Annotated in this window: 23 protein-coding genes and 1 tRNA gene; 14 read left to right on the forward strand and 10 right to left on the reverse strand. The window is 65.8% G+C overall.

Annotated elements, in window-relative coordinates; all coding sequences use genetic code 11:
- A partial coding sequence (locus tag IP69_RS20230; RefSeq protein WP_156323581.1) for an integrase core domain-containing protein occupies positions 1–412 on the forward strand: 412 nt, incomplete at its 5' end.
- Positions 413–849: 437 nt separating this feature from the next.
- Here IP69_RS20230 and IP69_RS20235 read toward each other — a convergent pair.
- From IP69_RS20235 to mnmA, 3 genes are all read right to left on the reverse strand, one after another.
- A tRNA-Met gene (locus tag IP69_RS20235) sits at positions 850–926 on the reverse strand.
- A 64-nt stretch (positions 927–990) separates the two neighbouring features.
- Complete coding sequence (locus IP69_RS20240) at positions 991–1,677, reverse strand: class I SAM-dependent methyltransferase (protein ID WP_054144633.1); 687 nt, start codon at positions 1,675–1,677, stop codon at positions 991–993.
- A 45-nt stretch (positions 1,678–1,722) separates the two neighbouring features.
- Complete coding sequence (gene mnmA / locus IP69_RS20245; RefSeq protein ID WP_054144634.1) at positions 1,723–2,907, reverse strand: tRNA 2-thiouridine(34) synthase MnmA; 1,185 nt, start codon at positions 2,905–2,907, stop codon at positions 1,723–1,725.
- 573 nt (positions 2,908–3,480) lie between these two features.
- Between mnmA and IP69_RS20250 the strand changes: the two genes are divergently transcribed.
- The 8 genes from IP69_RS20250 to IP69_RS20285 all read left to right on the forward strand — a co-directional run bounded on the left by IP69_RS20250 (position 3,481) and on the right by IP69_RS20285 (position 11,456).
- Positions 3,481–4,635: a flagellar hook-length control protein FliK gene (locus IP69_RS20250; protein WP_197279989.1), complete on the forward strand. Its 1,155-nt coding sequence runs from the start codon at positions 3,481–3,483 to the stop codon at positions 4,633–4,635.
- Between the two features lie 15 nt (positions 4,636–4,650).
- Entirely contained in the window at positions 4,651–5,325 is a 675-nt protein-coding gene (locus IP69_RS20255) for a flagellar hook capping FlgD N-terminal domain-containing protein (protein ID WP_054144636.1), read from the forward strand.
- A gap of 106 nt (positions 5,326–5,431) precedes the next feature.
- The gene (locus tag IP69_RS20260; RefSeq protein ID WP_054144637.1) at positions 5,432–5,707 is read left to right on the forward strand and encodes a DUF1153 domain-containing protein; all 276 of its coding nucleotides are present in this window, start codon (positions 5,432–5,434) and stop codon (positions 5,705–5,707) included.
- A gap of 671 nt (positions 5,708–6,378) precedes the next feature.
- A complete protein-coding gene (fliF, locus tag IP69_RS20265) occupies positions 6,379–8,001 on the forward strand; it encodes a flagellar basal-body MS-ring/collar protein FliF (protein WP_054144678.1) in 1,623 nt (540 codons plus the stop codon).
- A 14-nt stretch (positions 8,002–8,015) separates the two neighbouring features.
- Positions 8,016–9,092: a flagellar motor switch protein FliG gene (fliG, locus tag IP69_RS20270; protein WP_082359501.1), complete on the forward strand. Its 1,077-nt coding sequence runs from the start codon at positions 8,016–8,018 to the stop codon at positions 9,090–9,092.
- Positions 9,092–9,700: a FliH/SctL family protein gene (locus tag IP69_RS20275; RefSeq protein WP_156323582.1), complete on the forward strand. Its 609-nt coding sequence runs from the start codon at positions 9,092–9,094 to the stop codon at positions 9,698–9,700. Before fliG ends, IP69_RS20275 begins: the two co-directional genes overlap by 1 nt.
- Entirely contained in the window at positions 9,700–10,047 is a 348-nt protein-coding gene (fliN, locus tag IP69_RS20280) for a flagellar motor switch protein FliN (RefSeq protein ID WP_054144680.1), read from the forward strand. The genes IP69_RS20275 and fliN overlap by 1 nt, the downstream gene beginning before the upstream one ends.
- Positions 10,048–10,091: 44 nt before the next feature.
- A complete protein-coding gene (locus IP69_RS20285; RefSeq protein WP_054144639.1) occupies positions 10,092–11,456 on the forward strand; it encodes a sigma-54 dependent transcriptional regulator in 1,365 nt (454 codons plus the stop codon).
- A gap of 12 nt (positions 11,457–11,468) precedes the next feature.
- Here IP69_RS20285 and IP69_RS20290 read toward each other — a convergent pair whose 3' ends face one another.
- From IP69_RS20290 to IP69_RS20300, 3 genes are all read right to left on the reverse strand, one after another.
- Positions 11,469–11,804 (reverse strand): hypothetical protein, encoded by a 336-nt coding sequence (locus tag IP69_RS20290; RefSeq protein WP_156323583.1) that lies wholly within the window; start codon positions 11,802–11,804, stop codon positions 11,469–11,471.
- Positions 11,805–11,929: 125 nt separating this feature from the next.
- On the reverse strand, positions 11,930–13,375 hold the full coding sequence (locus IP69_RS20295) for an MFS transporter (RefSeq protein ID WP_054144641.1): 1,446 nt from the start codon (positions 13,373–13,375) through the stop codon (positions 11,930–11,932).
- 85 nt (positions 13,376–13,460) lie between these two features.
- Positions 13,461–13,745, reverse strand: coding sequence for a hypothetical protein (locus IP69_RS20300; protein WP_054144642.1), 285 nt, complete (start codon positions 13,743–13,745; stop codon positions 13,461–13,463).
- 276 nt (positions 13,746–14,021) lie between these two features.
- On the opposite strand from IP69_RS20300, the gene flhA reads away from it, so the two are divergent.
- Positions 14,022–16,106 (forward strand): flagellar biosynthesis protein FlhA, encoded by a 2,085-nt coding sequence (gene flhA / locus IP69_RS20305; protein ID WP_248306919.1) that lies wholly within the window; start codon positions 14,022–14,024, stop codon positions 16,104–16,106.
- An 85-nt stretch (positions 16,107–16,191) separates the two neighbouring features.
- Entirely contained in the window at positions 16,192–17,079 is an 888-nt protein-coding gene (locus tag IP69_RS20310) for an EamA family transporter (protein WP_054144643.1), read from the forward strand.
- A gap of 7 nt (positions 17,080–17,086) precedes the next feature.
- Here the strand turns inward: IP69_RS20310 and IP69_RS20315 are convergent, their stop codons facing one another.
- Positions 17,087–18,124 carry a YbhN family protein gene (locus IP69_RS20315; RefSeq protein ID WP_054144644.1) on the reverse strand — a complete coding sequence of 346 codons (1,038 nt, stop codon included), beginning with the start codon at positions 18,122–18,124 and terminating at the stop codon, positions 17,087–17,089.
- A gap of 192 nt (positions 18,125–18,316) precedes the next feature.
- Between IP69_RS20315 and IP69_RS20320 the strand changes: the two genes are divergently transcribed.
- Positions 18,317–18,931: a GNAT family N-acetyltransferase gene (locus tag IP69_RS20320; protein ID WP_054144645.1), complete on the forward strand. Its 615-nt coding sequence runs from the start codon at positions 18,317–18,319 to the stop codon at positions 18,929–18,931.
- A gap of 104 nt (positions 18,932–19,035) precedes the next feature.
- Here IP69_RS20320 and IP69_RS22570 read toward each other — a convergent pair whose 3' ends face one another.
- Positions 19,036–19,320, reverse strand: a complete 285-nt coding sequence (locus tag IP69_RS22570) for a DUF6719 family protein (RefSeq protein ID WP_349236310.1) — start codon at positions 19,318–19,320, stop codon at positions 19,036–19,038.
- A gap of 184 nt (positions 19,321–19,504) precedes the next feature.
- The gene (gene fliJ / locus IP69_RS20325) at positions 19,505–19,909 is read right to left on the reverse strand and encodes a flagellar export protein FliJ (protein ID WP_054144646.1); all 405 of its coding nucleotides are present in this window, start codon (positions 19,907–19,909) and stop codon (positions 19,505–19,507) included.
- 154 nt (positions 19,910–20,063) lie between these two features.
- Between fliJ and IP69_RS20330 the strand changes: the two genes are divergently transcribed.
- Entirely contained in the window at positions 20,064–20,327 is a 264-nt protein-coding gene (locus IP69_RS20330; RefSeq protein WP_156323584.1) for a hypothetical protein, read from the forward strand.
- A 4-nt stretch (positions 20,328–20,331) separates the two neighbouring features.
- Here the strand turns inward: IP69_RS20330 and fliI are convergent, their stop codons facing one another.
- The gene (fliI, locus tag IP69_RS20335; protein ID WP_054144648.1) at positions 20,332–21,672 is read right to left on the reverse strand and encodes a flagellar protein export ATPase FliI; all 1,341 of its coding nucleotides are present in this window, start codon (positions 21,670–21,672) and stop codon (positions 20,332–20,334) included.
- Between the two features lie 343 nt (positions 21,673–22,015).
- Between fliI and ctrA the strand changes: the two genes are divergently transcribed.
- On the forward strand, positions 22,016–22,717 hold the full coding sequence (ctrA, locus tag IP69_RS20340) for a response regulator transcription factor CtrA (protein WP_054144682.1): 702 nt from the start codon (positions 22,016–22,018) through the stop codon (positions 22,715–22,717).
- The last annotated feature ends 97 nt before the right edge of the window (positions 22,718–22,814 follow it).

Below are 22,814 nucleotides of genomic sequence, written 5' to 3' on the forward strand. Positions count from 1 at the left end.
CGGCTACGCGATCGGCCGATCGATCGACGTCAGGCTGACTCTAGCTGCCCCCTGCGCACAGCCATCGAAAAGCGAGGGCCGCCGCCCGGCTGTATCCACCACACGGACCGCGGCTCGCAATACGCGGCCGGGCGCTACCGGCAAGCTCTCGCCGAACAAGGCCTGGTCGGATCGATCGGGGCGCCGCGGCAATCCCTATGATAACGCCAAGGCCGAGAGCTTCATGAAAACGCTCAAGGTCGAGGCCGTCTATCCGATGGCCTATGAGACGTTCGACGATGTTGCTGCCGACCTTCCGCGCTTCATCGATCAAGTCTACAACGCCAGCCGACTGTACTCCGCGCTCGGCTATCTCCGTCCGCAGCAGTTCGAGGATCAACACGCCCGGCTCACGGTCAAAACCGCAGCCTGATCCTGTCTACCCGCAGGGGCGCACTCCAATCGCGGACGCGGACACGATGCCAGCCGGGTTCGATAGGGCTGGCGATCATGGCGCTGTCACCGTGCAAGAGAGGCGACGCAGGACCAGGGCGAGGGGTGAGCTAGCGCGTGAGGGGCACATCCCCCAGACATGCCGGAGACCGGCAACGGCCGCAATTGGCCGGGATTTGCACAGCTTACGACGGCTTTTGACAAGCTGCGCTCGCTACAACGGTGCGCATCGGCGTCTGAAAATTACTGTGAGCATCGGCAGCGATCGTGTTGCGCCGGTGTTGCATGGACCTGCCGGAATCATGTCGTAAGCCGTTGAAATCAATCGAACCGTGTTGCGGGCCGATGCAACGCCAAATCACGGTCTGTTCCCGCTAGGCGGGGCTCTTATCTCTATGATGTTGCTTGAGAAATAGTTGGTAGCGGGAGAGGGACTCGAACCCCCGACACGCGGATTATGATTCCGCTGCTCTAACCAGCTGAGCTACCCCGCCCCACGGATCGCCGCAAACGGCGATTCATCGGAGGCCGCGATATAGGGGGGCAGGCGTAGAGTCGTCAACCCTCTGTGGCGGAGAGGCCGTCGATGGCTGGCTGTCCCGAGACGGGAGGAGCGGAAGCGAGCTTGCGCAGCCGCACCACCTTGAAGTAGCCCGCGCCGACATGGACGGTCTCGTAGCGCCCCGTCCCGGCGGCCCATCCGGTCAGACGGCTGACCTTGAAATCCGAACTCCAGCCCACCGCGCGGGCGAGCGGTGCGAGCGCGCTCCAGATCGTGGCAAAGCGGGCGCCGTCATCGACCAGGCGGCTCGAGATGATGATCTCGCCGCCGGGCCTAAGCACGCGGTCCATCTCGGTCAGCGCCTGCTCGGGATCCGGCACGAGGGTGATCACGAATTGCGCGGTCACCGCGTCGAAGGCCTGGTCGGCGAAGCCGAGCCGGCAGGCATCCATCACCATCAGCCCCCGGACATGCGACAGATGCTGGCCCGCGACCTTGCTGTTGGCGACCTTCAGCATGTCGAGCGAGAGATCCGCGCCGACAACGCGCGATCCGCGCGCGAAGTAGGCCAGCGTCAGCCCGGTGCCGACGCCGATCTCGAGGATATCGGGTCCACAGGCGCAGGCAGCCTCGACCGCCTCGCGCTGCGGGCCGGCGAGCAACCGCTGGTAGATCTTGTCATAGATGCGCGCCCAGACGGCATAGACGCGCTTTTGGCTTTCGAGATGGTCGGACACCGGCATCGGGCGGCTCGTGGGATGGGGCGTTGCAGGGGCCTGCGGCGGTTTTCAGGACACCGCCAAAGCCGCGCCTTGCCACGCCGCGGGCAGCGGCAGCGGTGGCCGGATGATGGTGCCGCCGCCGAGCACGCGCGCACCGGGGCCGGCATCGGCATAGATCACGCAGGCCTGGCCGGGCGAAACACCCTCCTCGTCCGAGGCGAGCTCGACCTTGAGGCCGTCGGCGTCGCGCAGCAGCCGCGCCGCCCGGGGCGCCCGGGTCGAGCGCACGCGCACGGCGACGTCCAGCCCATCTGGCGGAATGGCGTCGAGCGCGGTTTCGCCGAGCCAGTTCAGGTCGCGCAGCCTGACCTCGCGGATGGCGAGCGCTTCGCGCGGCCCGACGATGACACGGGCGTCGTCGGCGTCGAGACGCAGCACATAGAGCGGCTCGGGCGTGCTCAGCCCAAGGCCCTTGCGCTGGCCGACAGTGTAACGCAGCACGCCGTCATGGCGGCCAAGCACGCGGCCATCGAGATGGACGATGTCGCCGGGGCGCGCGGCGCCGGGCTTCAGCTTCTCGATGACATCCGCATAGCGGCCATTGGGCACGAAGCAGATGTCCTGGCTGTCGGGCTTGTCGGCGATGCCGAGGCCGAGTTCGGCCGCGAGCGCCCGGGTCTGGGCCTTGTCGATATGGCCGAGCGGGAAGCGCAGCAGGTCGAGCTGTTCCTGCGTCGTCGCGTAGAGGAAATAGCTCTGGTCGCGATTGGCGTCGGCGGCGCGGAAGAGCCCGCGATGGCCGTCGGGCAATTCGCGCGAGACGACGTAATGGCCCGTCGCCAGCGCGTCCGCGCCGAGCTCACGGGCGAGCCCGAGCAGATCCTGGAACTTGACCGTCCGGTTGCACTCTACGCAGGGGATCGGGGTCTCGCCCGCAAGATAGCTCTCGGCGAAACGCTCGATCACCGCATCGCGGAAGCGGCTCTCATAGTCGAGAACGTAATGAGGAATGCCGATCTGCTCGGCGACGCGGCGGGCATCGTGGATATCCTGCCCGGCACAGCAGGAGCCGGCGCGGTGGACCGCCGCGCCGTGGTCGTAGAGCTGGAGCGTGACGCCGATCACCTCAAAGCCCTGGCGCTGCAGCAGGGCCGCGACGACGGAGGAATCGACGCCGCCCGACATGGCCGCGACCACGCGCGTCGCCGCTGGTGCCTTGGCGATGTCGAGGGAGTTGCGCGGCGTCGTCATCAAAAACTTGCCAATTCCAGCGTGGAAGCAGAGCCAAGCCCGGCTCTATACCGGCTTTGGCGCGAAGCTGCCAGCCGCGATGGGCAAAAGCTGCCGGCCGGCGGTCGCTGCGTGGCTGTTCTTGCCGTCGGTCAGCCCCTGTCTCAAAGCTAAGCCATTGAAAACACGGATATGGCTTCTGGCTTGGGCTTTGCTGGATTGCGCTGCGGGCCTTGTGCCCCCTGTGCGGACGAAACGATGTCGATACAGCCAATCTCCCGTTCAGCGTCCGTGGCCGAGCCCATGGTTCAGCGTCAGCGCCCGACCGAGCGCGATGCGGGCGGCAGCCGGGAGAGCTTCGTTCTGCCCCAGGACGAGTCCGCTCGGGAACCCGCGAGGCCGGCCCGCGAGACAGGGAAAGACCAGACCCGCGATACCACCGAGCCGCGTCGCGAGCCTGCCGAACCGCGTCGTTCCGCCGATCGGTCGCCGGGAGCCGAGGCACGAGCGGAATCCGCGCAGGACAATCAGCCGCCCCAAGCCGCCGAGCCCGGCACGAAGACAGCAGCATCCGATGCCGCAAAGACGGACGCAGTGAAGACGGAACCAGCCGGGGCCGTCGAGCAGGCTGCCGGCATCGCGCCGTCCGTGCCGCCGGCGCTGTCGAACCTGGACATCGTTGCGCTGGTCAGCATCGCCAATGCGGCTCAGGCCGACGGCCAGCAGACCAATCCGAGCCCGACGGGTCCCGGCGAGACCGAAGCTGTCTTGGACGACAGCGGTGCTGGCGAAGCGAGCGAGATCCTCGGCGCCGCCGAGCCGAAAGCCGAGAGCGTCGGCGAGCTCCCCGCGCCGGTGGGGCCCATGCTGGTGAACACCCCGGCCGTTCCCGGTGCGACGCTTCCGATTGCGTTTGCAATGGAGGCAGGCCCGGCGGAGGGCGCCAGCGTGAGCAATCTGCCGTCAGGAACGGCTGCGCCGGTCAGCACCCTTGGCCAACCCCAGACGTCGCCAGCCCAGGAGCCAAACGCCGCGATGGCGGCAGGCACCAAGCCCGGCGCCGTCGCGACCGCCGAAGCGGGGTCGGCGTCGCCGGCAAGCGATATCGTCGCGTCCCCGGGCGTGCCGACCACCACCTCAGCCGAGGTCAAGCCAAGCGACGTTCTGCAGCAGGGCGTCAGCCTGATCGACCTTTCAGGTCTCAACCAGCAGGCGGCCCGACCGGAATCGCCGCGCCTCCTGACGATGCCCGAGCCGATCGCGGCCTCGGGGCAAGTGGCCCTGCCAGGGCAGGGCGGCCATGCGGAAAGTCAGCCGACGCCGCTGCATGTGCTGCCGATCGAGATCGGCCTGCGAGCGCTGGCAGGCGCCCGGCAGTTCGACATCAGGCTCGACCCCGGCGAACTTGGCCGGGTCGATGTCAATCTCTCGATTGCCGACAATGGCGAGGTCACGGCGAAGATGGTCGTCGATCGCGTCGAAACCTTGCATCTGCTGCAGCGCGATTCCCGCATGCTGGAGCGCGCCTTCGAGCAGGCGGGTCTGAAACCGTCGGATGCGGGTGTCGATATCAGCCTGCGCGATCCCGCCGACCAGTCAGGCTTCCGCCAAAGCCGGCAAGACGAGCCGCCGCAGCGTCCCCGCATGCGTGCCGACGGCTCCCAGGCGGGCGAGGACATGCCCGTTTCCGTGTCGCCCACATCCGTCGTCCGCTATGTCCGCCTCGGCGGCGTGGATCTCAGCATCTGACAGAGGAGGAGCGCCATGACCGTCTCCAACACCACCAGCGCGACCAGCACTGCGGCCACGACGACCACCGCGAGCACCGTCTCGGGTGGCGCCGCGATCGCCGAGAATTTCGACCAGTTCCTGACGCTGCTGACGACGCAGCTGAAGAACCAGTCGCCGCTCGACCCGCTCGACACCAACCAGTTCACCTCTCAGCTGGTCCAGTTTGCCGGCGTCGAGCAGCAGCTCAAGACCAACCAGACGCTGACCTCGCTGCTCAGCCTGAACTCGGCGGGCACGGCGACGAGCGCGGTTGGCTTCATCGGCTCGACCATCACCGCCGATGGTGCAACGACACGGCTCGAAGGCGACAAGGCCGAGTGGCAGCTCAACGTCCCGCGCGGCGGCACAGCGACGATCACGATCAAGGATGCCAAGGGCAGCATCGTGCAGACGCAGACGAGATCGCTCGTCGCCGGCGATCAGACCTTTAGCTGGGACGGCACGACCTCGACGACGCAGAAGGCCGCGCCCGGCGAATACACGATCACGGTCGACGCCAGGGATACGGCGGGGGCGGCGATGACGGCCACGACCAAGATCAGCGGTGTCGTCGATGGCGTCGATTTCACCGGCTCGATCCCGACGCTCAAGATCGGGGCGATCAGCGTGCCGATCGACCAGGTCAAGAGCGTCGTGCGTCAGCAGTAAGGCCGAATCACCAATGTCGAAACCCTGTCGCTTCGCCTTAGGCAATTCTTAAAGCGGCAGGCCTATGCTCAGCACAAGTAGCTCTGTTGAGTTGTGTGAGTGTATCATGAGCGAGCCGTTGCGACCGCGGGTGAAGTATGTGATCGGGCCGGACGGCAGTCCGCTGACGATCGCCGATCTCCCACCGATGAATACCCGCCGCTGGGTGATCCGGCGCAAGGCGGAGGTCGTGGCAGCCGTGCGCGGCGGTCTGCTCAGCCTCGAAGAGGCCTGCCAGCGCTATACGTTGACCGTCGATGAATTCCTGAGTTGGCAGATGTCGATCGACCAGCATGGCCTCGCCGGCCTGCGGACGACCCGGATTCAGCATTACCGCCAGTAACCGCGTCGGATTCATACGGGTTAGACGAGGCGTCGGTCCCCCCGGGACCGGCGCCTTGCGCGTTGATGAGGTCAACACGAGGACACCGATCCGCCCAGCAAAAGGCCCGCCGAAGCGGGCCTGTTCAGGTTGGTTCGATCGGCTGGCTCACCTCGTGTTCTTCCGTGTTAGCCAAAAGCCGCCGACCGCTCGATCATTCCCAATCCCGTATCGGTGCACGCTCCACCAGTTCGAGAAAGATGGCCGCGCAGGCGAGCCAGACAATGCCACTCCAGATCAGCATCCATTCCTCCTCAGATGCATCCTTCTTGTCGTTGCCGCACGCAACGCAACCCACAACTGACACGCTAACATTATGAACCCGTTTCCACAGCCGCCTCTTCAAATTTGATTGAACGGTCGAACGAAGACCACACCGGCTCATGCGAAACGGGGTCGCCCGCCCGGTTCGACGGCGTGCCGGAACGCCTTTGCCCCAGCTGCGCGAGCCGCAGGCGAACGACAATCTTTCGGCCCATCCGGCAAAATTAACCGGGCGCTAACCACGCACCGGGAAAAACTTGCCTAGTGAGCCGTTCCCAGAGCGGCCATGGCGGCTTTGTGAAACGGATTGCGGCGTGAGCGGTATCGTCCAACAGTTCCAGCGATTCGGCGCGGCGCGCCTGGCGGCCATGCTTGCGGTCACGCTCGCGCTTGTCGGCTTCTTCGGCTTCGTCATGCTGCGAATGTCCCAGCCGGCCATGAGCGTGCTGTTCTCCGATCTCTCGCAGCAGGATGTCAGTGCGATTCTCAAGGATCTCGACACGCGCGGGGTCAAATACGAGCTACGCGGTGACGGCCAGACCATCCTGGTGGACAAGACCGTCGTGCCGCGCCTGCGCCTCGACCTCGCCAGCAAGGGTATCCCGGCCGGCGGCGGCGTCGGCTACGAGATCTTCGACAAGGGCGATGCCTTCTCCTCGACCAGCTTCGTGCAAAACATCAACCATCTGCGCGCGCTCGAGGGCGAACTCTCGCGCACCATCCGGTCGATCAGCCGCGTGCAGGCGGCGCGCGTGCATCTCGTCATTCCCGAAAAGCGCCTGTTCGAGCGCGATCGCGAGCCGCCGCGCGCCTCGATCGCGCTCAAGCTCGCCGGCGACCTCGATGCGGCGCAGGTCCGCGCGGTGCGCCATCTCGTCTCTTCGGCCGTGGACGGGCTGAAGCCCGAGCGCGTCTCGATCGTCGACGAGCGCGGCCGGCTTCTGGCCGACGGCGCCCAGAGCGAAAATGGCATCGCCGGGCTGGGCATCGAAGAGCGGCAGGTCGGCATCGAGAAGCGCCTGAAGCTGCAGATCGAGGACATCGTCGCCAGCATCGTGGGCCATGGTCGGGCGCGCGTGCAGGTTTCGGCGGCGCTCGACAGCAATCGCATCGAAAGCCGCTCGGAGACGTTCGATCCCGAGAGCCGGGTCGTGCGCTCCAGCCAGAATCGCACCGAGGCATCGACCACCACCGAGGGCGGTGGCGCGGTCACGGTCGGCAACGAGCTGCCGGGCGCGCAGCAGGGCCAGGGCGGCAACGCCGCGCCCAAGGATTCCTCCCAGAAGAACGAGGAAGTCGTCAATTACGAGATCTCGCGCACCACCCGCACCGAGGTGCTGGAGGGCGGGCGCGTCAAGAAGCTGTCCGTTGCCGTGCTGGTGGACGGCACCTATACGCGCAACCCCGCCGGGGAAATTGCCTACCAGCCGCGCAGCAATGAGGAGCTGGAGCGTATCGGCCAACTCGTGCGCACCGCAGTGGGCTTCGACGATGCACGCGGCGACAAGATCGAAGTCGTCAATCTGCGCTTCGCCGAAGCGCCTCCGGCCGTGACCGATCTGGTCGAGCAGAGCCTGATGCAGCAGCTCCTCTCCTTCACCAAGGAGGATCTGGTCCGCTTCGCCGAGCTCGGGGTCATCTCACTTCTGGTGCTGATGGTGCTCATGGTGGTCGTGCGGCCGCTGCTCAAGCAGGTGCTGGCACCAGAACAGGGAGCCGCGCGGATGATCCCCTCATTCATGCGCAATGGGGTGATGGTGGCGGGGGATGAACTGACCGGCGATCCAGCCGGCCAGCGGGCGCTGACGTCCCCATCCGACGGGCTCCCCATGCCCAGCGAGGCGCCGTCGGAGCGGATGCTGGCGGTCGCGCAGATCAAGGGTCAGCTCAAGGCCCAGTCGGTCGAGAAAATCGGGCAGATGGTCGCGCAGAATCCGGCCGACAGCGTCGCGGTCCTGCGGGGCTGGATCCACGAAAGAGCCGCGGCATGACGGGTTTCTGAGCCATGGCGGAAGCACGTTCCATCGCCACGCCAACCACGAGCACCCGCGCGGTCGAAGGCGGCGGTGGCGGAGTCACGAACATCGACGAGATGACAGGCCCGCAGCGGGCCGCTGTCATCCTGCTCGTTCTCGGCGAAGACCACGGCAGGACAATCTGGTCCGAATTCGACGACGAAGAAATCCGGATCATCACGCGCGCCATGGCCGAGCTCGGCACGGTGGATGCCGATGATGTCGAGCGGCTGATGCTGGATTTCGTCGGCAAGCTGTCGAGCGCCGGTGCGGTGACCGGGTCCTTCGACCGGACGATCTCGCTGCTCGAAAAGATCCTTCCGACCGATCAGGTCGCCATGATCATGGATGAGATCCGTGGCCCGGCCGGCCGCAACATGTGGCAGAAGCTCGGCAATATCGACGCCGTGGTTCTCGCCAACTTCCTGAAGAACGAATATCCCCAGACGATCGCGGTCATCCTCTCGAAGATCCGGCCCGAGCATTCGGCCAATGTCTTGCGCAATCTGCCCAACGAGCTCTCGATCGAAGTCGTGGGGCGGATGCTGCGGCTGGAGTCGGTGCAGAAGGAAGCGCTCGACCATATCGAGAACACGCTGCGCACCGAATTCGTCGCGACCCTGACGCAGACCCGCCGGCGCGACCCGCATGAGATGATGGCCGAGATCTTCAACGGGTTCGACCGCCAGACCGAGATGCGCTTCCTGGCGGCGCTTGATGCGTCCAATCAGGAATCGGCCGAGCGGATCCGGGCGCTGATGTTCACCTTCGAGGATCTGAGCAAGCTCGATCCCGCCGGATTGCAGACCCTGATGCGTCAGGTCGACAAGGACACGCTGGCGCGCGCGCTCAAGGGGGCCAGCGAGACGATGCGGAACTTCTTCTTCGGTGCGATGTCGCAGCGCGCGGTCAAGAACATGCAGGACGACATTCAGGGCCTCGGGCCGCTGCGTCTGAAGGAAGTCGACGAGGCGCAGACCAAGCTGGTCACGCTGACCAAGGACCTGGCCGACAAGGGCGAGATTATCCTGTCCAAAGGCAATTCGGACGACGAACTGGTTTATTGATGATGAGCAGCGCCACGAAATTCACGTTCGGCACCGATTTTCGCGAGGGCGGACGACGTGCCGCCGGCGAGGCGGATGTCGCGGCGGCGCGGGCGGATGGTATTGCGATTGGCCGAGAGCAGGGCCGCCGCGAAGCCGAGAGCCAGCTCAACGGGTTGGTCGCACAGTTGGCGCGCGCGGCCGAACGTCTGGTCGCGCAAGAGGCCACCCATGCGGAGGAGGTCGAAGCCAAAGCAGCCTATGTCGCCATCGTCGCGGCCCGGGCGCTGGCGGGAGCGGCGTTGAGCGAACGCCCGCTGGCTGCGCTCGAGAACGGCCTGCGCGAGTGCCTCGCCCATGCCCGCCTGGCACCGCATCTCGTCATGCGCGTCAACGACGGTGCCCTGGAAGCCGCGGAGGCCCTGGTCAAGCGACTGGCGCAGGAGACGGGCTTTGCCGGCCGGCTTGTCGTGCTGGGAGAGCCGGATATCGCGCCTGGCGACGGGCGTATCGAATGGGCCGATGGTGGTTTCGTCATCGAGTCGGAACGGCTGGGGCGGTTGGTGGATCAGGCGGTCGCGACCGCCTTTCCCGCCTTTAACCCTCTGCAAAGTGAGGACGACAGATGATGGCGGACAACGATCTCAAGCTGCCACCCCTCAACCCGGCGGATCTGTCATTCGACCAAAGCGACGGTTCGGTCGCTCGGTCGGGTCCGATCCCGGTCAAGACGGCCGAAGATCTCGAACAGGTCTTCGACGTCCCGGTCAACGTGTCGGCCGTGCTTGGCTCGTCCAAGATCGCGATCGGCGATCTGCTGCAGATCGTGCCCGGCGCCGTGCTGGAACTCGACCGGCGCGTCGGCGAGGCGATCGACATCTTCGTCAACGAGCGGCTGGTGGCGCGCGGCGAGGTCGTGGTGGTCGAGGACCGGCTTGGCGTGACGATGACCGAAATCATCAAGGCCGACCGGTGATGATCGGTCTGATCTCCATCTCTCGACGCAGAAGGGCCTGAGCCATGCGCCTTATCATTGCCGGCGGTCTCAAGGGACAGCTCATCGCGGCCGCCAAGATCGCGATCGCCCATGGCGCCAACGTCACCCATACCGAGAGCCTGGAGCAGACGCTGGCGGTGCTGCGCGCCAAGGGCGCCGATCTCTTGATGGTCGAGGTCACGCTGCCGGTCGGGCAGTTCGTCGCTGCGCTCGAAGCCGAGCGCATCCGCACGCCGATCGTCGCCTGCGGCACATCCACCGATGCGCGTGCGGCCGTGGCGGCGATCCAGGCCGGCGCGCGCGAATATGTCCCGCTGCCGCCCGATCCGGAACTGATCGCTGCCGTGCTGGAGGCGGTTGCGGCCGATCAGTCGAGCCTGATCTGGAAGGATCCGGCAATGGAGCGCGTCGTGCAACTCGCCGCGCAGATCGCGCGCTCTGACGCGCCCGTGCTGGTGACTGGCGAAAGCGGCACCGGCAAGGAGGTGATCGCGCGCTACCTCCACCAGAAGTCGCTGCGCAAGGACAAGCCCTTCGTGGCCGTTAATTGCGCGGCCATCCCCGACAATCTGCTCGAATCGGAGCTGTTTGGCCATGAGAAGGGCGCCTTCACCGGCGCCATCGCGCGGCGGATCGGCAAATTCGAGGAGGCCAATGGCGGCACGCTGCTGCTCGACGAAATCTCGGAGATGGATGTCCGCCTGCAGGCCAAGCTGCTGCGCGCGCTCCAGGAGCGGATGATCGACCGCGTCGGCGGCACGCAACCCGTCAAGGTCGATCTGCGCATCATCGCCACTTCGAACCGCAATCTCGGCGACGCCGTCCGCGAGGGATCATTTCGCGAAGATCTGTTCTACCGACTCAACGTCGTCCATCTGCGCCTGCCTGCGCTGCGCGAGCGGCCCGGCGACATCCTGGCGCTGGCCGACCATTTCGCCCGCAAATACGCCGAGCTCAATGGTGTACCGCTGCGCCCTGTCGCGGCCGATGCCCGCAAGCTGCTTTTGACCAACGCCTGGCGCGGCAATGTCCGCGAACTGGAAAACACCATCCACCGGGCCGTGCTCCTGGCCAAGGGGCCCGAGATCGGCGCAGAAGCGGTCATGACGCCGGAAGGCGAGACGCTGGGCCCCGCGACGGGGCGCGACAGTGCCGCGCGTGCGGCGCAAACGGCCGAGGCCGTGACGCGCTCGCTCGTCGGCCATACCGTCGCCGATGTCGAGCGCGAGCTGATCCTCGATACGCTCGATCACGTCCTGGGCAACCGCACGCATGCAGCCAAGATTCTGGGAATTTCGATCCGCACCTTGCGCAACAAGCTGAGCGAATACACCTCCGCCGGCATCACGGTTGCCGAGCCCGGTCAGGCGCGCATCAGCGCGCTCTGACCAGGCTGCCGCTCAATAGTAACGGCGGCGATAGGGACGCGGACGCGCATAATAGCGGGGGCGCGCATAGTAGCGCGGCCGGGCGTAGTAGCGCGGGCGGGCGTAATAGCGGGGCCGGACATAGCGCGGGCGCCTGTAATAATAATACTGGCTGAATTCCGCCTCGGAGCGGTCGAGCCCATCCTGGAGCTCGGCGGATACCGCTTCGGACTGAGCGGCGGGCAGCGGCTCCGGGCTCGGGGCAGGCGGCGCAGCCTTGGGCTGGGCGGCTTCGACGGCAGCGATGCCGCCGATGCTGGCAGCGGCCATACCGCCGATCAGCGTCATGATGAATGAGCGTCTATCCACGACATCCTCCGGGACTCTTGTTCTGTTAGCGTTCGACGCCACGATAGGGATAAAGCGCCGGTTTGGGATAATGCATTCGAATGATGCTTTGTTCCACCGTCCTTCGTCCCGGCGATGCTCTTTCCTCAATCGACCGCGTTCAACGGCCGCGCGATGCTTTCGAGCGGCTGGCGCTCGGCCTTGATCGCCCAGCGAGCGGCAATCAGCGCGGCCGCGAGCATCAGCACGGCGCCAAACAGATACCCGGCAAAGACACTGCCGCGTGATCCTGTGTCGATCAGGGCGCCAAACAGCCAGGGGCCGGCGACGCCGCCCGCGCCCGTTCCGACCGCGTAGAAGGCCGCGATCGCCAGCGCCCGCATTTCCACCGGGAAGGTTTCGCTCACCGTCAGATAGGCCGAACTCGCCGCCGCCGAAGCGAAGAAGAACACCACGCTCCAGCACAGGGTCAGCTGCTCGGCGGTGAGGACGTCGCGCCAGAACAGATAGCCGGTGCCGGTCAGGAGCAGGCCGGAGAGGGCGTAGGTCACCGAGATCATGATGCGCCGTCCCACCGTGTCGAACAGGCGGCCCAAGATCAGCGGGCCCAGGAAGTTGCCGGCGGCGAAGGGCAGGATGAACCAGCCGATGGCCTGGGACGGGACCTGGTAGAAATCGGTCAGGATCAGCGCGTAGGTGAAGAAGATCGCGTTGTAGAAAAAGGCCTGGGACACCATCAGGGCCAGGCCGACGAGAGCGCGCTGGCGATGGACAACGAACAGGACGTGGAACACCTCCCTCAACGGCGTGCCGACGCGCGGCCTGAGCTGGGTCACGGGGAGCTTCTCGTCGCGGCTCCAAATCACGCCGGCGCGTGCCTCGATCGAGGCCACGATGGCCTCCGCCTCGTCGGTCCGGCCATGGCTGATCAGCCAGCGCGGACTCTCGGGGATCCATTGCCGCAGGAAGAGGATGATCAGGCCTAGCGCCGAGCCGATGAAGAAAGCCAGCCGCCAGCCGATTTCGGGGTCGATCACGACGGGGTTCAGCAGCACGATCGCGCCCACCGCGCCAAGCGCGGCGCCGATCCAGAACGAACCGTTGATGACGAGATCGACCCAGCCGCGCACGCGCGCCGGCACCAGTTCCTGAATCGTCGAATTGATCGCGGTGTACTCGCCGCCGATGCCCATGCCGGTCAGGAAGCGGAAGACGATGAAGCTCCAGAAATTCCAGGAGAAGGCCGTCGCGGCCGTGGCGGCTAGATAGACGAGGACCGTGATCGTGAAGAGTTTCTTGCGGCCGAGGCGGTCCGTCAGCCAGCCGAAGAACAGGGCCCCCAGCACGGCACCGGCAATATAGGCGGCGCCCGCCATGCCGATTTCGGTGTTGGTGAAACGCAGCGCCGGGCTCTCCTTGAGCGCGCCCGAAACCGAGCCGGCCAGTGTGACCTCAAGCCCGTCGAGGATCCAGGTTACGCCCAACGCCACGACGACGAGGGTGTGGAAGCGAGACCAGGGCAGCCGATCAAGCCGTGCCGGGATTTCGGTGGCGATCGTGGCGGGTAAAGAAGGCGAGGTCGGCGTTGTCATCCCGGAAGCTCTGCCTCTCGGCCGGAGATGGCCTTTTGCAAAAAGGGCGGCGGCTTCACACCACCGCCCTCAAGCGTGTCTCAAATCAGCGGATGATCACGCGACGCCGCACGATGGGGCGACGACGGCGGTAGATCGGGCGCGGCCGACGGACGATCACGCGCCGACGAACGACGGGACGCCGATAGGGACCACGGCGGATGACGCGCTCGCGGATCACGACCTGGTTGAAATCGGCATCGGCCTCGTCGAGGCCGGCCTTGGTAGCGGCGTCGAGATCCCCGGCCTTGACGGGAAGCTGCGGCTCCGCCGCCTGCGACAGGGCGACACCGCCGAGGCTGGCAGCAGCCAGGCCGCCGAAAAGGCTCATCACAAATGAACGTCTATTCAAAGTCATTCTCCAGTATCTGCGGTTCAGTGAACCAGTCCATCCACCCCGGCCCAAGAGGACGGGGGGAATGGGGCCACAACGCGGCCATTGCCTAACGATCTGTTCAGGAAAGGGTTCCAACACCCGGTTTATTGTTGGCTTTAACCAATCGTTCACCATAAGCCCGGCAAGAATTGCCGAGTGGCGCGGTGCTTTTCTGCGCAGGAAGCGGGCTGGTCGATGACCGATGTGACGTCAGGAGCCGGCGGCTTCGACATGAGCCGCAGCGGGCTGGGGAAACTCCTCAACCGCCCCGATCTGTTCCTGGCGATCGGCGTCATGGGCATCCTGGTGGTGCTCATCTTTCCGCTGCCGGGCGTCCTGCTCGACATGCTGCTGGCGCTCTCCATCATCCTGTCGGTGCTCGTGCTGATGACGGCGCTGTTCATCGAGGAGCCGCTCGAGTTCTCAGCCTTTCCGACCGTGCTCCTGATCGTCACGATGTTGCGGTTGGCGCTCAACCTTGCTTCGACGCGCCTGATCCTGGCGCATGGGCACGAGGGTGGCGCAGCCGCGGGCCATGTCATCGAGGCCTTCGGCAATTTCGTGATGGGCGGCAATTTCGTGATCGGGGTGATCGTCTTCACCATCCTGATCATCGTCAACTTCGTCGTCATCACCAAGGGCTCGGGCCGCATCGCCGAGGTGGCGGCGCGGTTCGCGCTCGATGCCATGCCGGGCAAGCAGATGGCGATCGACGCCGATCTCGGCGCCGGCCTGATCGACCAGGAGGTCGCCAAGACCCGCCGAAAGGCGCTCGAAGACGAGGCGAACTTCTTCGGCTCGATGGACGGCGCCTCGAAATTCGTGCGCGGCGACGCCATTGCGGGCCTGCTCATCACCTTCATCAACGTGCTTGGCGGCATCATCATCGGCGTCGCGCAGCAGGGCATGAGCTTCGGCGATGCCGCACGCAATTACACCCAGCTCACGGTCGGCGACGGCCTCGTCAGCCAGATCCCGGCGCTGATCGTCTCCACGGCGGCGGGCCTGCTCGTCTCGAAATCGGGCGTGCGCGGCGCGGCCGACAAGGCGCTCGGCAAGCAGCTTTCGGGCTATCCGAAGGCCCTGGGCATGTCGGCGGCGGTGATGGGGCTGATCGCCATCCTGCCCGGCATTCCGATGATCCCCTTCCTGGCGCTGGCGTTCGGAGCGGCTTGGCTGGCGCGGCATTTCGGGCAGATCGCCAAGGCCAAGGAGGGAGAGATCGCCGATGCCGCGCTCGCCGCCGCCTCGCCGCTGGCCGCCGATGGCACCCCCAAGGAAGAGACACTCAACGATCTGCTTAAGCTCGACGAACTCAAGATCGAGATCGGTTACGGGCTGCTGCCGCTGGTGAATTCGACCGGAGGGCAGGATCGCCTGACCGATCAGGTCCGGGCGCTGCGCCGCCAGCTTGCCGCCGAACTCGGCTTCGTCATGCCGGCGGTTCGCATCGTCGACAACGTCCAGCTCGAGGCAAACCACTACTACATCAAGATCAAGGAGATCGATGCGGGCCACGGCATCGTCTATGCCGGCCAGTACATGGCAATGGACCCGATGGGCGGCAGCGTGAACCTGCCGGGCCACAATGTCCTGGAGCCGACCTTCGGTCTGCCCGCGACCTGGATCGACGGCGCCCTGCAGGACGAGGCGCAGCTGCGCGGCTTCACCGTGGTGGATGCGGCGACCGTGATCTCGACGCATCTGACGGAGGTGCTGAAGTCGAACATGCCGGAGCTGCTGTCGCATGGCGAGGTGCAGAAGCTGTTGCGCGAGCTCTCCAAGGACCATGCCGATCTCGTCAAGGAGATCGTGCCGAGCCAGATCTCGACCACCGGAATCCAGCGCGTGCTGCAGCTCCTGCTGTCGGAGCGCATCTCGATCCGCGATCTCGCCACCATCATCGAGGGCATCGCCGAGGTGGCCGGCGGCCTTAAAAATCCCCGCGACATCGCCGAGCATGTCCGCACGCGGCTGGCCCGCCAGATTTGCGCGCAGTTCTCGAATGCGCAGGGCAACCTGCCGATCATCACGATGTCGCCGGCCTGGGAAAGCGTCTTCGCCGAATCGATCATCGGCAACGGCGAGGAGCGCCATCTCGCCATGCAGCCCTCGCGGCTGCAGGAGTTCGTGCATCAGGTTCGCAACAAGTTCGAGGACGCCGCGCGGATCGGCGAGATGCCGGCGCTGGTGACCTCGGGGCTGGCGCGGCCCTTCGTGCGCCAGATCATCGAGCGATTCCGGCGCGAGACGCCGGTGCTCTCCCAGTCCGAAATCCACCCCCGTGTGCGGCTGAAGACGGTCGGGACGGTCTGAGCCGAACGCCTGCCGCGCATTTCCATGCGGGCGGGATGTCCGTGCCGCAATGGTCAGTGCGCGGGCCCAGCGCTAAGCCGGTGCGATGTCGCGCAACGCCTTCTATTTCGTTCTCATGTGCCTGGTCTGGGGCGTGACCTTCCTGCCGATCAAGATCGCCTCGGCCTATGCGCCGCCGATCTTCCTCGGGGCGGTGCGCTTCGGGATCGCCGGCGCCTTGATGCTGCTCTGGGCGGGGCGCGATGCGTTCACGGTTCCGCGCGCGGCGCTGCCGCGCCTCGTCGCGACCGGCCTGCTCGTCAATACGGGCAATTACGCCTTCCTCTTCTGGGGAATTGCGCAGGCGCCGAGCGGGCTGGCGGCCGTGGTCAACATGGCGACGATCCCGATCTACTCGATGCTGGCCAGCCGCGTGATCGAGGGCACCGCGATTACCGGGCAGCGCATCGTCGCGATCCTGCTCGGCGCTGTCGGGCTCGGCTTGCTCTTCGCCAGCCGGCTGCAGGCCGGTGCCGCTGCCGCGACGGGCAACACGCTCGAACTCTGGGGGCTGGCCGCGGTTGCATTCGGCACGCTGCTCTACTGTGTCGGGGCGGTGCTGACCCGCGCGATCGCACCGGCCATGCCGATCCTGGCGCTGGCCGGCTGGCAGACGGTCATCGGTGCGCTTGGCCTGATCGCGATCTCGCTGGCGCTGGAGTCGGTGCGCATCGAGCATCTGCGCGTTCTGCTGGTCTGGCCGGTCTGGCCGGCTATGGCGACACTGGTGATCGGCGGATCGCTGATCGGCTTCACGATCTATATCCGGCTTTTGCACCAGTGGGGCGCGTTCCGCGCCGGGCTCTACGCCTTCGTCAGCCCGGTCATCGCGGTTGCCGCCGGGGTCGTCGTGCTGGCGGAACCCTTTGGCTGGGCGGAAGGCTTCGGCGCGCTGCTGATGTTTGGCGCAGCCGCGATCGCGCTGCGGCGCTGAAGGCCGCTCAGGGCGGCGGCGTCGCCGCGCTGTTGCGCTTCAGCTGCGCGCGCTCGAAGGCGAGCACCACCGGCAGCGACATCACCAGCGGCAGGATCAGATAGAACAGCCGCCAGATCAGCAGGGCTGCGAAGACGGCCGGCGCCGGCATGCCCGGCATCACCGCGAGAAACACCGCCTCCATCACCCCGACACCGCCGGGCACCTGGCTGAGCAGCCCGGCCGAGAAGGAGAGCAGGAAGGCGCCCAGCACGATCATGAAGCCGGGATTGCCCTGTTCGGGCAGCGCGAAATAAATGATGCCGGCGGCGCCCGCCAGCTCCAGCGGTGCGGCGAGATACTGCCGCGCGACGATCGGCAGGCGCGGATAGACCAGCTCGAACTTGCCGATCCGTACCGCCCGGAAGCCGAGCCAGGAGCCGATCGTGTAGAGCGCGACGAAGCCGAGCATGCCGGCGCCGATCAGCCGCGCCGTGCCGTCGCTGATCGCAAACCAGCTCGACAGCCGCCCCAGCGGGCGCAGGATCTCCGGCTCGTAGAGCAGGACGAGGCCCATCAGCAGGATGGTGCCAAAGGCGAAGGTGAAGGAGCACAGCGCCACCAGCACGGCGACTTCGGCCGCGGTCAAACCCTTGGCCGTATAGGCGCGGTAGCGCACCATGCCGCCGGAAAACACCGAGGCACCGATATTGTGCGACAGGGCATAGGTGACGAAGGAGCAGACCGCGATATAGGGCCAGGAAATACCCTTCTCCTTGCCGAGATGCAGCAGCGCGATGCGGTCGTACCAGGCGAGCGCGGCATAGGCGACCAGCGTCGCCAGCCCGGCATGGAAGAAGGCGTCGCCGGGAATGACCGCGATCTTCTGGCCGATGCGGCTGGCGACGATGCGCAGATTGTCCCAGAGGCTGCCCTGCGCGAGCAGTGCCTCGATGGCGGCGTCCGTGCCGGCCTCGGCCTTGAGCTTGTCCCACAGCAGATCGACCGACCAGATGACCGCGACGAGCCCGATGATCGGCCAGAGATAGTCGAGATAGCGTTTCATGGAATCCGCGGGCTGCGAGGAGCTTGGGACAGTGGGCGGGACCGCCGGGATACGATGGCCACCGCTGCCGTCTCTGTGCCAGCGAGGCCAAGGAAGGGCAAGCGGCGTCGCCGCCGGCCCGGCTCTTCCCGTCATCGTCTCGCATCCCCATACTGCGCCTTTAAGACGGCTCATGCTTTCCGCAGATTGCCCATGACACAGACCCTGACCATCAGCCTCACCGGCACCACCGACCTGCCGCCCGGCAAGATCGCGGCCATCGTCACCTCGCTGGAGATGAAGGCCCGACCTCCGGTGCGGCCCGATCCGCCGGGGCTGGAGGGGTTCTCGCTGGAGCGGATCGGCTCAGACCAGCTCGACCGCTATCTTGCGATGTACCGGCGGCTGGGCGAGCGCTGGATGTGGTTCAGCCGGCTCGTCAAGCCAAGGGCCGAGGTCGCGGCGATCCTCGCCGATGTGGGCGTCGAGACCTACATGGTGCGCCGGGAGGGGGCCGATATCGGCCTGCTCGAACTGGATTTCCGGGTGGCGGGCGAGGCCGAGCTCGCCTTCTTCGGACTTGACGAAGCTGTTGTCGGGAAAGGAGCCGGGCGCTGGCTGATGAACCGGGCCCTGGCGCTGGCCTGGGCGAAGCCGATCGCGCGCTTCTGGGTCCACACCTGCACGCTCGACCACCCGTCCGCGCCGGAGTTCTACCAGCGTTCAGGATTTGCGGTGTTCAAGCGGGGTGTGGAGGTCGATGACGATCCGAGGCTGGCGGGGCACATGCCGCGCGGTTGCGCGCCGCATCATCCGGTAATCGGGTAGGGCAGTTGGGGTCACAATGGGCCCTGTAGGTTCGGCGCCGAACCCGGTAGGTGCTGAGCTCTCCATCCCCCCATCGGGCAGACCTGGGCGGTTGCCGCGTATGGCTACGTTCGCGGAACGCATCGCCGCGATCGCTCCGTCGATTGCCCATGTCGTCCTCTGAGGCCCGGATTGGTGCCGCCGGACACTTCGAGGAGCTGCCCTCGCGGGCATCTGCCATTATCGACGAGCACTTTTTGCCCCGAACGGATCTGCCCCTTGGCAGGCTCCTGGCTGTAGATCTGCTGGGCCGCCGCTGGACCGATGAGGAGGGCCAGCGATATGGCGAGCCCCAACATCCGAAAATCAGTCACTCGCCTTCCCCCCATCTGGAGCGATGGTGGTAGCATGCTCAGCTCCGGCAAAATAGCGCCTGCGCATGGCCCAAAACGGTCTTTGGTGCCGGGGATCAAACGTAGTTCGTCACAGGAAGCGATCTTCGTCTCGCGGCCACTTTCAAGTGCTCCGTCCAGCAAAAAAGCCCGCCGGACACTGCCGACGGGCTCTTGAAGCTCACATGGCCTCAGCGACCGTTCAGGCCCTTGGGCGCAAACCGATCGAGTCCATCATCGCCTGGTCGCGGGCGGCTTCGGCGGCGCGTTCGGTGGCCTTCTCGCGGTCGTCGAGGATCTCGACCTTCTTCATGTCCTCGAAGGCCTCCTGCAATTCGGCCTTGGCCTCGTCGAGCTGGCCTTTGAGATTGTCGGCCGACTGGCGCAGGTTGTCGCGGCGGCCCAGCGCCGCCTTGGCATAGGTCGGATAGGCGAAATGGGCGGGGTCGGAGATTCCGGCCCGGGCTTCCTCGCTCTGGATCTCGCGGTCCAGATCGGTCGCCATGCGGTGAAAATCCGCGATCATCATCTCGATCTGGCTTACCCGGCGACGCTTTTCGTCCACCTGGAAGCGCTTGAGACGCAGCAGCGTGTCTCGCGACTTCATGACGTTTTCCAACTCCTGATTACGCATGGTCATGCGCCGACCCCTCGGCGCGCGACCGGAACCCGATACCGCGAGACAAAAAGTACAATGGCGCAAGGAGGTTGACCGTTCCTTACCGGAAAGCGCGGCTTTTGCTGCATGGCGCGACCGCGCCGTGATCTGTTTCAGCGCGGCGATGGGCGTGATCTCGGTGGCGCGCGCGACCTTGCCGCTGGCGCTGTTTGGCCGCAGCGGGATCGGCACCCTGCTGGGCCGGTTGACCGTGCCGCAAAATCTCGCCTTCGCCGCCTCGCCGCTGCTGTTTGCGGCGATGATCGAGCATGTCGGGCGGGACTGGGCGCTGATCGCTTCGGCCGCGATCCAGATCGTCGCGGTCGCGGCCATGCTGGCGCTGCTGCGCCTGCTGGCGCGGGGCTGAGGCTTCAGCCGTTCATGATGGTGGCGAGCCTGGCGTAGCATTCGCCCAAGGGCGTCGCATCGTCCTTGGCCTGCTTCAGGAAGCCCTCGAGCGCGGGGTTCAGCCTGATCGCCTCGTCAACCTCGACTGATGCGCCCTGGCGATAGGCGCCAAGCCGGATCAGTTCTTCCATGTCGGCATAGGTCGCCAGCGTGGCGCGGGCCTTCTGGACGACCGGATAGAAGGCCGGGTCACAGGAGCGCGGCATGGTACGCGAGACGGATTTGAGGATGTTGATCGCCGGGTAGCGGCCGCGCTCGGCGATCGAGCGCTCCATCACGATATGGCCGTCGAGAATGCCGCGCACGGCGTCGGCCACGGGCTCGTCATGGTCGCCGCCATCGACCAGCACGGTGAACAGGCCCGTAATGGCGCCGTCGCCGACGCCCGGCCCTGCGCGTTCGAGCAGGCGCGGCAGCTCGGCGAAGACCGTCGGCGTATAGCCCTTGGTGGTCGGCGGCTCGCCGGCGGCCAGGCCGATCTCACGCATCGCCATGGCAAAGCGTGTCACCGAATCCATCAGGCACATCACCTGCAGACCCTGGTCGCGGAAATATTCGGCGATGGTCAGCGTCGTCATCGCCGCCTGCTTGCGCATCAGCGCCGGCTCGTCGGAGGTCGCGACGACCACCACCGAACGCGCCAGCCCCTCGGGGCCGAGATCGTCCTGCAGGAACTCCTGGACCTCGCGGCCGCGCTCGCCGACGAGGCCGATAACGTTGACGTCGGCTCGCGCATAGCGCGCCAGCATAGAGAGCAGGACGGATTTGCCGACGCCAGAGCCGGCGAAGACGCCCATGCGCTGGCCAAGGCAGCAGGTCAGGAAGGCGTTCAGGGCCCGCACGCCGAGATCGAGCGGCTTGCCGACGCGTCGGCGCGAATGGGCGGGAGGTGGATCGTTGCGAAAGGTGTAGAGATTTTCGCCCTGGGGCAGGGGAGGCCCGCCATCCACAGGGCGACCGAGCGCATCGACGACGCGGCCGAGCCAGGCGGAGGTCGGCTTGAGGCCCGGCGCGGCCTTGTCGACATAGGCCGGGCAGCCGCGACGCACGCCGTCGAGACCGCCATAGGGCATCACCAGCGCCTTCTCGCCTGAAAAACCGATGACTTCGCAGGGCACGCGGGTGCCCGGCGCGATCTCGATGCCGATGCGGCTACCCAGGCTCATCGCGCCGATCGGGCCGGCGATTTCGACAAGCAGTCCGCGTACCGCGATCACGCGGCCATAGACGGTCACGGGATCGAGCCCCGCGATCGTGGCAGCCAGATGAGAAAGGCGATCATGGCCGTGCGCGGCGCTGTTCATAACTGTTGCCGTAAACCTTTCATTTACCCGGGTGATTAACACTGTGTTTCGAGGCTGTGTCGCGGCACGGGGTCAAATCGACCCGGTTCGCGACCCAGACTCCGCGAAAGGCGATTTCGCGGGCGAACAGTCAAACGATCCGTGTCAAATTCGACTCACCTCGACAAGGATCGTCGGCTTTCTCCCAGGAAGCGCTTGCGCATCGGAATCACGGTTTGTTAACCATTTCTCCGTAGCGTGTCGCGTGGCGTTTCAACGGGCAAGTACGTCGTCGTCCAGAGCCGTGCGGGTTCGGACGAGATGAGCGGTCAGCTTGCCTGCGGGCGAAATTGGGGACGTGGACATGCGGGTTCTGCTGATCGAGGACGATAGCGCAACCGCTCAGAGCATCGAACTCATGCTCAAGTCGGAAAGCTTCAACGTCTACACCACCGATCTCGGTGAGGAAGGTGTCGATCTGGGCAAGCTTTACGACTACGACATCATCCTGCTCGACCTCAACCTGCCCGACATGTCCGGCTACGAGGTTTTGCGCAGCTTGCGGGTCGCCAAGGTCAAGACGCCGATCCTGATCCTTTCGGGCCTCGCCGGCATCGAGGACAAGGTCAAGGGCCTGGGCTTCGGTGCCGACGACTATCTGACCAAGCCGTTCCACAAGGACGAACTGGTCGCCCGCATCCATGCGATCGTGCGCCGCTCGAAGGGCCATGCCCAGTCGGTCATCACGACAGGCGACCTTGTCGTCAATCTCGACACCAAGACCGTCGAAGTGGATGCCGCCCGCGTCCATCTCACCGGCAAGGAATACCAGATGCTGGAGCTGCTTTCGCTCCGCAAGGGCACGACGCTCACCAAGGAAATGTTCCTGAACCACCTCTATGGCGGCATGGACGAGCCCGAACTCAAGATCATCGACGTGTTCATCTGCAAGCTGCGCAAGAAGCTGGCGAACGCTTCGGACGGCAAGAACTACATCGAGACCGTCTGGGGGCGCGGCTATGTGCTGCGCGAGCCGCATGAAGTCGAGGAACGCATTCCGGCGTGATTGCCGGATCGGATGGCGGCGTCACAGCGCGGTCATCTTTTCAAGACACAAACAGCATGGCTTGATCGTCGGATGTACACGACAGGCCGACGGGGAC

Origin of the sequence: Allobosea sp. AAP35, from assembly GCF_001295925.1 — a bacterium.
Lineage (GTDB): Bacteria > Pseudomonadota > Alphaproteobacteria > Rhizobiales > Beijerinckiaceae > Allobosea.